Genomic DNA, 11,976 nt, shown 5'->3' with positions numbered 1-11,976 from the left:
GAAGTTGCCGTTGCGACGGGCGACTTTTCGCCAGTCGCCGGACAGGCCGCCGTCTACGCTGGCCAACACACGACCGGAGCGTCGGGCCCCGGTCACCCTCGGACGGAGGAGCCGGACCATGACGGAGCACGCCCGGGTTCTGGAACAGCTGCCCGGACATCTGGCGTTGCGCCACCCCGCCCCCGCGGACCACCCACGGCTTCAGCAGGCCCTCGCCGGCTGGTGGGACGGCCTGGGCGGGGAAGCGGGCGCACTGCAACGCCAGTTGCTCGTCCCGCGCCTCTTCCTCCAGCACTTCGCCGGCACCAGCTTCTGGGTCGAGCGGCCCGATCACACCCTGCATGCCTTCCTGATCGGCTTTCTGTCCCAGACGGACCCCAGGGTCGCGTACATCCACTTCGTGGGCGTGTGCCCGGAAGGCCGGCGGGAGGGTATCGGCAGCGCCCTCTACGACCGCTTCTTCGCGACGGCCCGCGCGGCCGGCCGTACCCAGGTCCGCTGCATCACCAGCCCCAACAACCGCAACTCCATCGCGTACCACACCCGTATGGGCTTCCAGCTGGAGCCGGGCGACCGGATCGACGACGACGGCGTCCCGCTGCAGGGCGACTACGACGGGCCGGGGCTCGACCGGGTGTCCTTCGTACGGAAGTTGTGACCGGAGTGGTGGCCGGCTTCTCCTACTCCGCCTGCTCCCCCTCCCCTCCCGGCGGGCCCGGCGACGACGCCGGCGGCAGTGCCCGGAGCAGTGCGTCCAGGGCGTTGGCGAAGGAGTGGTCGGGCGGGGTGCCGTAGGAGACCACCAGGGCGTCGCGAGAGGCCGGTGGGGCGGAGGGGTCGTGGAAGCGGCTCAGGCCGTCCAGGGCGAGGCCCTGCCAGCGGGCGGCCTGGATGATGGACTGTTCGGTGCCGGACGGGAGTTCCAGCACGGCGTGCAGACCGGCGGCGATACCCGAGACATGGACATGGGGCGCACGGTCGGCCAGGGCGGCCACCAGCTGATCGCGGCGTCGCCGGTAGCGCAGCCGCATTCCGCGCAGATGGCGGTCGTAGGCGCCCGAGGACAGGAACTCGGCCAGGGTGAGCTGGTCCAGCGCCCCGGACTGCCATTCGCCGGTGCCCTTGAGCGCGAGCACCGGGTCCACCAGCCGGTCCGGCAGCACCATCCAGGACAGCCGGAGCGCGGGGGCGAGGCTCTTGCTCGCGGTGCCCAGGTAGACGACATGGTCGGCGTCCAGCCCCTGGAGGGCGCCGACCGGCTGGCGGTCGTAGCGGAACTCGCCGTCGTAGTCGTCCTCCAGGATGAAACCCCCGGTGGCCCGGGCCCAGTTGACGGCGGCGGCGCGGCGCTCGGGGTGCAGCGGTACGCCGGTGGGGAACTGGTGGGCGGGGGTGAGCAGGGCCGCCCGTACGTCGTCGAGCGTGGCCAGTTCCTCGGTGCGGGCACCGCGTTCATCGACGGGGAGCGGGACGGTGCCCAGGCCGGTGCGGGTGATGACGCTGCGGTGGAAGTCCAGGCCGTACGACTCGACGGCCAGCCGCCCGGTGCCCAGCGCCCGGCTGAGCAGCGCCAGCCCCTGCATGAAACCGGCGCAGATGACGATGCGGTCGGGGTCGGCGCGTACTCCGCGGGCGCGGGCGAGGTAGTCGGCGAGGACGGTGCGGAGTTCGGGGCGGCCCTCCGGGGTGTTGTAGCCGAAGGCCTCGCTGGGGGCGGTGGTCAGCGCGCGTCGGGCGGCGGCGAGCCAGGCGGTGCGGGGGAAGGCGGAGACATCGGGGGTGCCCGGGGTGAGGTCGAAGCGCGGCCGTTCGGTGGGGCCGGCCGGGCCGGGGGTGCGCCGGGCGGCGGGCGCGGCGCGCGGCGGGGTCCTCCCCCGGGCTCCCTCCGGGAGGTGTCCCCATGCGACGCGGGTGCCGGAGCCCTGGCGCGCGCTGAGCCAGCCCTCGGCGACCAGCTCGGCATAGGCGTCGGCGACGGTGTTACGGGCGATGCCGAGGTCGGCGGCGAGCGAGCGGGAGGACGGGAGCCGGGTGCCGGGCGCCAGCCGGCCGGACCGTACGGCGTCCCGCAGGGCACGCAGCAGCGCGGCCCGCAGCCCGCCGGGGCCGGTGAGGTCCAGGTGCAGATCACGCCCAAAAGTGGCCCAGGAATTCTCCATGGAAATGGACCATACAGCTGCGCCATTACCCCCGTAGCGTCGTAGCCATGACGACCACACCGACAGCACGCACCACACCGACAGCAGGGACGACACCGGCCACGGCACACGGGCACGGCCCCCGGCTGCCTTGGGCAAAGCTCGCGCCGGAGGTCTACAAGGCCATGATCGCGCTGGATGCGGCGGCGAAGCAGGGTCTCGACCCGGCGCTGGTCGACCTGGTCAAGATCCGGGCGTCGCAGCTCAACCACTGCGCCTTCTGCATCGATATGCACATCAAGGACGCCCGCGAGACCGGCGAGACCGAGCAGCGCATCTACCTCCTCAACGCCTGGGAGGAGGCGGCCGGCCACTACACCGACAAGGAGCAGGCCGCCCTCGCCCTCACCGAGGCGATCACCCTCCTCACCGAAGGTTTCGTCCCGGACGCCGTGTACGACCGCGCCGCGGCCCACTTCGGCGACACCGAACTCGCCCACCTCGTTGCCCTGATCACCACCATCAACGCCTGGAACCGCTTCGGCGTCTCCACCCGCATGGCCCCGGGGCCGGCATGACGGCCGCCGCACTCCGCGCCCTGCACCAGGGCCCCGACCTGCCCCTGGTCCTCCCCGGCCCCTGGGACGCGGTGAGCGCCAAGGTCTTCGCCGACGCCGGCTTCCCGGCCCTGGCCACCCCCAGCGCGGGCGTCGCGGCCTCCCTCGGTTACGAGGACGGCCGGACCCCCGCCGACGAAATGTTCGCCGCCATCTCCCGCATCACCCACGCCGTCGACATCCCGGTCTCGGCGGACGTGGAAGCCGGATACGGCCTCCCTGCAAAGGAGTTGGTCGCCCGCCTCACGGACGCCGGCGCCGTGGGCTGCAACCTGGAGGACACCGACCACACCACCGGCGCTCTGCGGGACGCCCGGGAACAGGCCGACTGGCTGGCCCAGGTACGAGCCGAGGCAGGCGACGCCCTGGTGATCAATGCCCGGATCGACACCTACCTGCACGGCGCCCAGGACCTGGAGGAGTCCGTCCGACGCGGCCGCCTCTACGCAGAGGCCGGCGCCGACTGCGTCTACCCCATCCTCGCCCCACCGCCCCTACTGGCCGACCTGTCCACCGGCATCGGCCTCCCCGTCAACGCCGTGGTGACGCCCGACGGCCCCTCCCCCCGCGAACTCGGCGCCCTGGGCGCGGCCCGGGTCACCTTCGGCCCGGGACTGCAGCACCGGGCGATGGCGGCTGTGGCGGAGATGGCGGAGCGGCTGCGGGAGGAGCTGGGGGCGAGGAGCGGGGGCTGAGGCCCGAAGCCGCTACCGCTCGTCCGTCCCCGCTACCTTCCCTGTGCTGAGGGCGAGCCGGTTCCAGGTGTTGATGGTGAAGATCAGGGCCAGCAGGCGGGCCAGTTCGGGCTCGTCGAAGTGGGCGGCGGCCCGCTGGTAGACCGCGTCGGGTACGCCGCCCTGGGCCACCAGGGTCACGGCCTCGGTGAGGGCGAGGGCCGCCTGTTCCTTCGGGGTGAAGAAGTGCGGCGCCTCCTGCCAGACGGCGACCATGTGCAGGCGCTCCTCGCTCTCGCCGGCCTTGCGGGCGTCGGTGGTGTGCATGTGCAGGCAGTACGCGCACTTGTTGAGCTGGGAGGAACGGATCTGGACCAGTTCCACGAGGGCCGGGTCGAGGCCCTCACGGGCGGCGGCGTCAAAACCGATCAGGGCCTTGAAGGCCTTCGGAGCGGCCTTGGCGAAGTTCACCCGGGGGCTGCGGCCCACCGCTCCGTTCACCTCGTTCACCTCGTTGGCCTGGTTGGACTCGTTGACCTGGTCCGCCTCGTCGGGCTGTGCCTTGCTGAGCTGCGCTTCGTTCGTCATGTCTTGAATCTAGAAGGACAGGCGACCGGCTGTAGGGTGCATTTCCATGCCGGAATCATGGGTCAATCTTGCCGAGAGTCTGGGCGCCGATCTGCATCTGGAGCTGACCGGTCCCGGCAGCCGCCGCGCCGTCCTCATCCGGGCGCTACGGGACGCGGTACGGTCCGGACGCCTCGCCCCCGGTACGCGGCTGCCGCCCTACCGCTCGCTCGCCGCCGACCTCGGCATCGCCCGTAACACCGTCGCCGACGCCTACGCCGAGCTGGTCGCCGAGGGCTGGCTCAGCGCGCGCCAGGGCTCCGGCACCCGTGTCGCCCACCGCGCGAAGCCGCTGACACCCACCCGGGCCCTGGCCCACCGCGCCCCGGAGAGCCGCCCCACGCACAACCTCCTCCAGGGGCAGCCGGACGCCGCGTCCTTTCCGCGCACCGCCTGGCTCGCCGCCGCCCGCCGTGCGCTGACCGCCGCCCCGCACGACGCGTTCGGCCCCGGCGACCCCCGGGGCCGCCCCGAACTGCGCCGCGCCCTCGCCGACTACCTGGCACGCACCCGCGGCGTACGCACCGACCCCGAACGCCTCGTGATCTGCTCCGGCTTCGCCCACGCGCTGCGGCTGCTGCTACCCGCCGTGCTCCCCGGCCCCCTCGCCGTCGAGTCCTACGGCCTTCCGTTCCACCGTCATCTGCTGGCCACGGCCGGTGTCTGCACCCATCCGCTAGGCATTGATGAACAGGGCGTGGAGAGCGAGGAGTTGGGTTCGACCGCAGGGGTAGGGGCGGCACTGCTCACCCCCGCCCACCAGTTTCCGCTCGGAGTGCCGCTGCACCCCGACCGTCGTGCGGCGGTCATCAACTGGGCGCGGGAGAACGGGGCTTACGTTCTCGAAGACGACTACGACGGCGAATTCCGTTACGACCGCAAGCCCGTCGGCGCCCTCCAGGGCCTGGATCCGGAGCGCGTCCTCCATATCGGCTCGGTGAGCAAGAGCCTGTCCCCCGCACTGCGTCTGGGGTGGATGGTGCTTCCCGACCGCCTCGTCGACGCCGTACTGGAGGCCAAGGGCGAGCGGGAGGCCTGGGCGGGTGTCACCGATCAGCTCACCCTCGCCGAGTTCCTCACCCACGGCGCGTACGACCGGCACATCCGCCGGATGCGCCAGCGCTACCGCCGACGCCGCGACCAGCTGATCGACGCGGTGGCCACCCATGCTCCGCACCTCACCGTCACCGGTATCGCCGCCGGTCTGCATGCCGTTCTCCAACTCCCCGACGGATCCGGCGAGTCGGATGAACGCGCGGCCCTGCGTGCGGCGCGCTGGCAGGGCCTGGCGCTCGACGGCCTGTCCGGCTACCGCCACCCGGAGGCCACCATGGCACCCCGCCATGGCCTGGTCGTCGGCTATGCGACTCCCAGCGACAGCGCCTTCCCCAGCGCCTTGGAGGCGCTGTGCCGGGCGCTGCCGCCCATGGGGTAGCCGGGGGGGTACCCCCACCCCTGAGTGGTGGCTCGCCGGATGGGCAAGGGCATGCGCGCGCAGCGATCGTGTTGTCACAGATTCTCGACTCACATTCTCAGCGCACATTCTCGGCGCACATTCTCGGCTCATCGAGGGATCACGAAGGGGGAACCGTGAAACGTTCTGTGGAGCATGCTGCCGCGCGCCGCACACTGCTGGCCGGCGCGGCGGCAGCCGGTGCGGGCATGGTGTGGGGCACCGCGGGGAGGGCCGCGGCCGACGGGCGGGGGCTGCCGGTGCGGCAAGGCACGGCGGAGCAAGGCGCAGTGGGGCAAGGCGCGGTGGGGCAAGGCGCGGTGGACGCCGAGGTGGCGCGTATCCAGCGGGAGCTGATCGCGCTGCGGCGGGACCTCCACCGGCATCCGGAGATGCCCGGCCAGGAGCGGCGCACCGCCGGTGTGGTGGCCCGTGAACTGCGCGCGGCCGGGCTGACCGTCGCCACCGGGGTGGGCGGCGGCCACGGCGTCATCGGCATCCTGCACGGCGCACGCCGGGGCCGGACCGTGGCGTACCGGGCGGACATGGACGCGGTGCCGCCGAAGGACATCGTGGGAGGCGGCCCGGCGGCGGCCCATGTCTGCGGGCACGACATCCACACCACGGTCGCCCTCGGCGTCGCACGGGTCCTGGCGCGACTGCGGCGGCAACTGCGCGGAACGGTGGTGTTCCTCTTCCAGCCGGCCGAGGAGACCCTGTCCGGGGCCCGCGCGCTGATCGACGCGGGCGTGCTGGAGCGCACCGGCGTCGCGGAGATCCATGCGCTGCACTGCGGACCGTTCCCCGTCGGCACGTTCGCGGTGACACCGGGCTACGGGCTGCCGGGCCAGGACAAGGCCGAGGTGACTCTCCCCGGGCCAGGCGCGCCCGATGCCGCGCGGCGGCTGGCCGCCGAGATCGGCGCACTCGCCACGGTGGCACCGCCGCAGACGCCCGCCGACATCGAACGGCTGCTGGCCGACGCCCTGACACCCGACGGGCCCCTGGCGCGCTTCGTGGCGGTCCGGGCCAGGGCTCAGGAGGCCGGGGTGAGTGTGGCCTATCGCTGCTGGCCACAGGAGCGGTACGGGGAGGTACGCGCGGACATCCGCCGACTGGCCATGTCCTGGGCGGGGGCAGCGGTGCGCTTCCCCGCCGAGCCGTTCCCGGCCATGGTCTGCCCGGAACGCGACGCCCGCATGCTCGCCCACCACCTGCGCCGCGCGATGGGCCGGGAAGCAGTGACCGAACTCCACGCCGCGTTCCCGCCCTTCAGCGGCGAGGACTTCGCCCTCTACTTGGACCGCGTCCCCGGCACGTTCACCTTCCTGGGTGTCCGCGCCCCCCATGCACCCATCACTGCCGGATACCCGCACTACCCCGACTTCGCGCCGGACGAGCGGGCGGTCGGCGTCGGCGTACGGGCGATGGCGGGCTGGATCGCGGAGCGGGCGCACAGGGCGCGGGGCCTCCCCGGCGGGTCCGGCGGGTCCGGCCGGGGAGGCCCCACGACTCCTACTGGTTGGCGAACTTCTGGCTGATGTTGGCGAAGACCCGCTGGGCCTCCGGGCCCAGGTGCGGGCCGGCCAGCCAGGTGTGGGTGTTGGAGCTGATCGAGGTGTTGGACACCAGGGTCAGCTTGCCGCCGCGGTTGACGAACCATCCGCCGCCGGAGGTGCCGCCGGTCATGGTGCAGCCGATGCGGTTCATGGCGGGTGTGCCCTGCTGCATGACGAGGCGGCCGGGGCGGGCCGGGCAGTTCATCATGCGTGCGCCGTCGTAGGGCGGCCCCGCCGGGTAGCCGAAGGCGTCCAGCGAGCTGAGCTGGTTCGCGGCGGGGGCGTTGAACCAGACGCGGGCGGCGTTGCCCACGGTCTCCTGGAGGGACTTGCCGCTGCCGTTCTCCGGCTTGACGTGCAGCACGGCGAAGTCGTAGGCGGAGCCGCCGTTGCCGGTCGCCTCGCTGCCCATGTTGATCCACTCACCGGACGTGGTGATCCAGTCGGCCCAGAACCGGCCGTACGGGGTGATCTGCTGCGAGGGCGTGCTGTTGACCTGGTTCATCGGCACGCCGTTGTCGTTGTAGGACGGCACGAAGACGATGTTGCGCATCCAGCCGCCCTTCTTGCCGGAGTGCACACAGTGGCCCGCGGTCCACACCAGGTTGGACTTGCCGGGGTGCGCCGGGTCCTCGACGATCGTGCCGGAGCAGACCATCGGGCCCTTCGGGCTGTCGAAGAAGATCTTCCCCACCGGGGCCATGTGCTGGTGGTACGGCCGGGCGACCTGCTCGGCGGTGACCGGCTGCGGTTCGGGGTCCGTGCCGTTGAACTCGCCTTCCGTGCCGGTGGCCTTCACGCCGATCTCCGGCGAGCTCTTCGCCTTGGCCAGCCGGTCCGACTTCCAGTGGTCCTTGATGATCGGATTGGCGAAATCCGAGGCGTCACGGGCCCACTTGTCCCAGTTCTGCCAGCCGCCGTCCTTCCACTTCTTCAGGTCGTCCAGGCTGGTCGGCATGTCCTTGGGGAGCTCGATGCCCCCGTCCGCCTGGTCCTTCTGATCGGCGGCCGAACTGCCCGCGGCCTTGTCGTCACCGGGGCCGCAGGCGGTGGCGGTGCCCGCGAGCAGTGCGACGAGTGCCGCGGCCGCGGCGGTGGAACGGCGGATGGATGGCATGGAGCGGGAGTCCCCCTGGTACGGGGCGGCGCCGAGCGCACAGCGCGCCGTTGCCGCCGTTAATTGTCATGTCCCTCATCGGGCTGCGCCCTACTATGCCGTCACGCCACGACCGGCGGGCAACCAGGGGCCAGGCCGCCCGGGGCACGAGAGGACGGGACGTACCGCAATGTCACCTTCGCCGGTCCTGCTCCGCACGGAGCGCCTCGCGCTGCGCCGATTCACCGTGGACGACGCGGAGTTGGTGGTCGGGCCGCGCTCGGGGTCTGGGCGGCGGAAGTGGCGGCCACCGGGGAGTTCCTCGACTGGTTCGAGCTCCGGCCGACCCGCCCGGGGCAAACCGACGAGGCCGAGCTCGGCCACCGGCCTGTGACGAGTGGGCGGCCGGAGCCGCGAGCCGATGACTCCGCATGCCCATTGCCCCACTGGCTCATTGGCTCACTGGCTCATCGACCCACTGGCTCATCGGCTCACTGACTCATCGGCTCCCGCCGGCTCATCGGCTCATTGCGCGCTGCGGATCGTGTCGAGCTTCTTCGCGAGGGCCTTCGTCTCCGCGATCAGCCGGTCGTGCGCGTGCTGCTGCGCCTTGTCGCCCTGGTCCTTGAACGACCCGCGGAAATGCGGCTTGAGCTGGGTCCACCAGCCGTAGTCCAGCATCGCCCATGCCTGCGGGCACAACGGGGCGCGGGACTTCGGCAGATAACCCGCGCCCACCAGGGGTCCCTCGTACCTCTTCGGGTCGCTCCCCTCCAGGTGGCAGAGGAAGGTGAAGACGCGCTGCTGAGTGACGGGGTGATCGCTCGCGAACCCTTCCAGCGTCAGTTCGCCCTCCTCGCGGGCGAGCTCGTCGAAGAGGATTGCGGCTGCCAGCGAGGGCTCCGGTCCGACCTCATTGACGGTGTAGAACGACGCGAACCCGTCGGCGGCGTCCTCCTCCAGGCCGAGGTTCGCCAGCAGAAGCTGCCGCTGCAGCGCATGGCCCATCTCGTGGCCGAAGATGAACTGGGCCGACAGCGCGGTCAGGTCGTCGGCGTTGTACTTGGCCGCGGGGAACAGGGCTGGACGCTTGACGGTCTTGACCACATGGCCGTTGACCTCTTCGATCCGGGTCAGGAACGACGGGGGAACGAAGACCGTCCTGCCGTCGGGCTGGGTGACCGCGTCCGTCACCCCGGGCGGGACCTTGGCGGTGACCCTCACGACCAGGTCATGCGGGAGAGCGACCGACGCGTTCACCCAGTCGGCGACCTGCTCCAGCACACGGGACTTGCGGATCACCGCCACCGCCTGCCGGTCCTTCGGCTTGATCGTCTTGTCCTGGTAGACGACCGTGACCTTGCCCGTGGCGTCCGCCCTGCTCGCGTCCGCCTTGCTCACGCCCGCCTCGCCCGCCGCACCCGCCCTGCCCGCGTCCGCCTTGCCCCCGCCCGCCCTGCTCACGTCCGCCTCGTCGCCGCCACACGAGGCGACACCGAAGCCGGCGACCAGCAACGCCCCCGCGAAAGCAGCCCGCCACACGGCTGAGGACCCACCATTGCGCAGCACCCTGGTCAGCTCTTCCCTTGGTCAAGGCGTCGGGGCGGCCGGTGGTGCTTGCGCAGCGTCCGGTGCCGCGTTCCCGATGCCGGTGACAGCACCCGAACCTGACACGCGGATTATGAGCGAGAAACTCCGTGTCCTCAATGACCCTTTTGTAAGGCTTGTCGCCCCGTGAGTGCGGGACGCACCCCCGTCGCGTCCCGCACTCCCGTTGCGCCCCCCGTACCCCCGCCTGTGGAAGCGGCCCGGCCCGCGCCGCAGGCCGGGCCGCTCCCTGGAGGCGCTCAGGCGCGCGGGTTCGGCCTGCCGGCCTCACACACGCCCCGGTCCACGCTGTTGCCGCGGTACTTACGCACCCCGATCTCCAGGTACTGGATCCCGTCCCGGTCGTAGATCGACGGAGTGGTCCAGCGGTTCTCACCGTTGCGGACATGCCTCCAGGGGGTCGCGCTCGTGTGGCCCTTCTTGTCGGTCCACACGATCCGGACGCCCGGGTGCCGTCCGTCGGCCTTGGTGTCCTTGCCCCGGAGGGTGATCGAGCGGATCTCGTTCCTGTTCTTCCAGTTCCATGCGGCGCTGCCCTTGCCGCCGTTCCCCGAGCAGGACAGCTTCACCGACGCCGCGGCTGCCGCCGGAGCCGTGGTGGTGGCCGTCGCCGGAACGGCGGTTGCCGGCACCGTGACGGCCGCGGCCGCCAGAGCGGCGGCGGCGAGCTTCATCCCCCGTGTGCGCACAGGAATCTCCTTCGTTGGTCACCTCGTGGCCCGGCCGGGGCCGGAGCCCACCCCGTGTGGGTGACTTCCAGAGATACCGCTTCTGTGCTCGCCGGCATAGAAGATTCGATGAGCCTCGAAAGAGGAATCTCGAAAGTCGGCCTACCGGCGGGCCGGTTGCGGGCCGCGGTGCGCCACAGCGGGCCAGCTCGTCCCGTAGCGGAACTCCTGGAGCTGGTCCGCCGTGGGATACCACTGGTGGCGGCAACGGCAGCACCACCAGCGCCAGTTGTCCCAGTCGGTGTTGGTGTGCGCGGTGTCCTTCCACAGCCAGTCGTCGCAGTCGGGCGTGGGGCACTTCGGCGGCAGCGGCATGACGGCCTTTCGTCGGTGACGGCTGCCCAGCCTTCTGTGCCGGCCGTCGCGCCGTGCGGCGGTTCGCCGCCCGCCACCCGAACGGGTGCGGCCCCGGAACGCGCTCGCGGGCAGCCGCACACCCGGTGTGCGACTGCCCGCGAGATTGCGCGCTTGCGTGCGGCGGCTACTTCTTAGGAAGCCACTTCTTCCAGACCTCCGGGTGCTTCTCCACCCAGCGCTTCGCCGCCTCGTCGGCGGACAGGCCGCCCGAGGCGATCGATTCGGAGACCTCGTTCTGGTCGTCCTTGGTCCACTTGAAGTTCTTCAGGAACGCCGAGGCGCTGCCGCCCTTCTTGGCGAACTCCGTGTTGAAGAACTTCTGGAGCGGCGTGGTCGGATAGGCGCAGTCGATGGACTCGGGGTCCTTCGTGCCCTTCTCCGCGCAGGCGTCGGTGTACTTGGGGAGCTTGACCTCCACCATCGGCACCTGGTTGAAGAGCCACTGCGGCTCGTACCAGTACGTCAGGAAGGGCTTCTTCTCCTTGGCGAACTGCTGGATCTGGGTGATCTGCGCCGCCTCGGAGCCCGCGAAGACGACCTCGTAGTTGAGCTTGAGGTTCTTCACCAGCGCCTTGTCATTGGTGACATAGGACGGCGAACCGTCCATCAGCTGGCCCTTGTTGCCGCTCTCCGAGGTCTTGAGCTGGTCGGCGAACTTGTTGAGGTTCTTCCAGTTCTTGATCTCGGGGTGCTTGTCGGCCCAGTACTTGGGGACGTACCAGCCGATGTGGCCGGTGACGCCGTTGCCGCCGCCCGCCGTGATCGTCTTCTTGTCCTTGACGTAGCGCTGTTCCTGCTCGGGGTGGCCCCAGTCCTCCAGGATCGCGTCGACCCGGCCCTGGCTGAGGGCGTCCCAGGCGGGGATCTCGTCCACCTGGACGGTGTCGACGTGGTAGCCGAGCTTCTTCTCCAGAAGGTACTTGGCGACCGCGACATTGGACTGGGCGCCGACCCAGGTCTGCGTCGACAGGGTGACCGACTTGGAGCCCTTGGCCGCCGCGAACGGCGAGGACTGCTTGGTCATGTCGGCCTTGCCGCAGGCGGACAGGGAGAGGGAGAGGACCGCCGTGCCGGCCAGCGCGGCCGTCCCGATGATCATGCTTCGCTTACGGGACATGG

General features: G+C 71.2%; 12 protein-coding genes. 5 read left to right on the top strand and 7 right to left on the bottom strand.

Annotated elements, in window-relative coordinates; translation table 11 throughout:
• Positions 1-118 precede the first annotated feature (118 nt).
• Positions 119-658, top strand: a complete 540-nt coding sequence (locus tag NUT86_RS25565; protein ID WP_274737756.1) for a GNAT family N-acetyltransferase — start codon at positions 119-121, stop codon at positions 656-658.
• 22 nt (positions 659-680) lie between these two features.
• Here NUT86_RS25565 and pdxR (NUT86_RS25560) read toward each other — a convergent pair whose 3' ends face one another.
• On the bottom strand, positions 681-2,159 hold the full coding sequence (gene pdxR / locus NUT86_RS25560; RefSeq protein WP_274737754.1) for a MocR-like pyridoxine biosynthesis transcription factor PdxR: 1,479 nt from the start codon (positions 2,157-2,159) through the stop codon (positions 681-683).
• A 47-nt stretch (positions 2,160-2,206) separates the two neighbouring features.
• Between pdxR (NUT86_RS25560) and NUT86_RS25555 the strand changes: the two genes are divergently transcribed.
• Both NUT86_RS25555 and NUT86_RS25550 read left to right on the top strand, forming a co-directional pair.
• Positions 2,207-2,716 (top strand): carboxymuconolactone decarboxylase family protein, encoded by a 510-nt coding sequence (locus tag NUT86_RS25555; protein ID WP_174876345.1) that lies wholly within the window; start codon positions 2,207-2,209, stop codon positions 2,714-2,716.
• Positions 2,713-3,450, top strand: a complete 738-nt coding sequence (locus NUT86_RS25550) for an isocitrate lyase/PEP mutase family protein (RefSeq protein ID WP_274737752.1) — start codon at positions 2,713-2,715, stop codon at positions 3,448-3,450. The genes NUT86_RS25555 and NUT86_RS25550 overlap by 4 nt, the downstream gene beginning before the upstream one ends.
• A gap of 12 nt (positions 3,451-3,462) precedes the next feature.
• Here NUT86_RS25550 and NUT86_RS25545 read toward each other — a convergent pair whose 3' ends face one another.
• Positions 3,463-4,017, bottom strand: coding sequence for a carboxymuconolactone decarboxylase family protein (locus NUT86_RS25545; protein WP_274737750.1), 555 nt, complete (start codon positions 4,015-4,017; stop codon positions 3,463-3,465).
• Positions 4,018-4,063: 46 nt separating this feature from the next.
• Here NUT86_RS25545 and pdxR (NUT86_RS25540) point away from each other — a divergent pair, with 46 nt between their 5' ends.
• Together pdxR (NUT86_RS25540) and NUT86_RS25535 are read left to right on the top strand one after the other, a co-directional pair.
• On the top strand, positions 4,064-5,491 hold the full coding sequence (pdxR, locus tag NUT86_RS25540; protein WP_274737748.1) for a MocR-like pyridoxine biosynthesis transcription factor PdxR: 1,428 nt from the start codon (positions 4,064-4,066) through the stop codon (positions 5,489-5,491).
• A gap of 323 nt (positions 5,492-5,814) precedes the next feature.
• Positions 5,815-7,050 carry a M20 metallopeptidase family protein gene (locus NUT86_RS25535; protein ID WP_274740621.1) on the top strand — a complete coding sequence of 412 codons (1,236 nt, stop codon included), beginning with the start codon at positions 5,815-5,817 and terminating at the stop codon, positions 7,048-7,050.
• Here NUT86_RS25535 and NUT86_RS25530 read toward each other — a convergent pair.
• The 5 genes from NUT86_RS25530 to NUT86_RS25510 all read right to left on the bottom strand — a co-directional run bounded on the left by NUT86_RS25530 (position 7,025) and on the right by NUT86_RS25510 (position 11,974).
• Positions 7,025-8,185, bottom strand: a complete 1,161-nt coding sequence (locus NUT86_RS25530; RefSeq protein ID WP_018089524.1) for a trypsin-like serine peptidase — start codon at positions 8,183-8,185, stop codon at positions 7,025-7,027. The genes NUT86_RS25535 and NUT86_RS25530 overlap by 26 nt on opposite strands.
• 504 nt (positions 8,186-8,689) lie before the next feature.
• The gene (locus NUT86_RS25525; RefSeq protein WP_274737746.1) at positions 8,690-9,706 is read right to left on the bottom strand and encodes a DUF4344 domain-containing metallopeptidase; all 1,017 of its coding nucleotides are present in this window, start codon (positions 9,704-9,706) and stop codon (positions 8,690-8,692) included.
• Positions 9,707-10,011: 305 nt separating this feature from the next.
• Positions 10,012-10,461 (bottom strand): hypothetical protein, encoded by a 450-nt coding sequence (locus tag NUT86_RS25520; protein WP_274737744.1) that lies wholly within the window; start codon positions 10,459-10,461, stop codon positions 10,012-10,014.
• A 141-nt stretch (positions 10,462-10,602) separates the two neighbouring features.
• Positions 10,603-10,815, bottom strand: a complete 213-nt coding sequence (locus NUT86_RS25515; protein ID WP_274737742.1) for a hypothetical protein — start codon at positions 10,813-10,815, stop codon at positions 10,603-10,605.
• A 166-nt stretch (positions 10,816-10,981) separates the two neighbouring features.
• A complete protein-coding gene (locus NUT86_RS25510; protein ID WP_159486579.1) occupies positions 10,982-11,974 on the bottom strand; it encodes an ABC transporter substrate-binding protein in 993 nt (330 codons plus the stop codon).
• Between the last annotated feature and the right edge of the window lie 2 nt (positions 11,975-11,976).

This window comes from Streptomyces sp. G7(2002) (genome assembly GCF_028870195.1).
GTDB classification, from domain to species: Bacteria; Actinomycetota; Actinomycetes; order Streptomycetales; family Streptomycetaceae; genus Streptomyces; species Streptomyces nigrescens.
Note: the sequence above shows the minus strand (reverse complement) of the source record. Positions and strands in the feature narration are given on the sequence as shown.

Coding starts and splice junctions, on each gene's coding strand:
- NUT86_RS25565 (WP_274737756.1), top strand. CDS start 119: ATGACGGAGCACGCCCGGGTTCTGGAACAGCTGCCCGGACATCTGGCG.
- pdxR (WP_274737754.1), bottom strand. CDS start 2,159: ATGGAGAATTCCTGGGCCACTTTTGGGCGTGATCTGCACCTGGACCTC.
- NUT86_RS25555 (WP_174876345.1), top strand. CDS start 2,207: ATGACGACCACACCGACAGCACGCACCACACCGACAGCAGGGACGACA.
- NUT86_RS25550 (WP_274737752.1), top strand. CDS start 2,713: ATGACGGCCGCCGCACTCCGCGCCCTGCACCAGGGCCCCGACCTGCCC.
- NUT86_RS25545 (WP_274737750.1), bottom strand. CDS start 4,017: ATGACGAACGAAGCGCAGCTCAGCAAGGCACAGCCCGACGAGGCGGAC.
- pdxR (WP_274737748.1), top strand. CDS start 4,064: ATGCCGGAATCATGGGTCAATCTTGCCGAGAGTCTGGGCGCCGATCTG.
- NUT86_RS25530 (WP_018089524.1), bottom strand. CDS start 8,185: ATGCCATCCATCCGCCGTTCCACCGCCGCGGCCGCGGCACTCGTCGCA.
- NUT86_RS25515 (WP_274737742.1), bottom strand. CDS start 10,815: ATGCCGCTGCCGCCGAAGTGCCCCACGCCCGACTGCGACGACTGGCTG.
- NUT86_RS25510 (WP_159486579.1), bottom strand. CDS start 11,974: ATGTCCCGTAAGCGAAGCATGATCATCGGGACGGCCGCGCTGGCCGGC.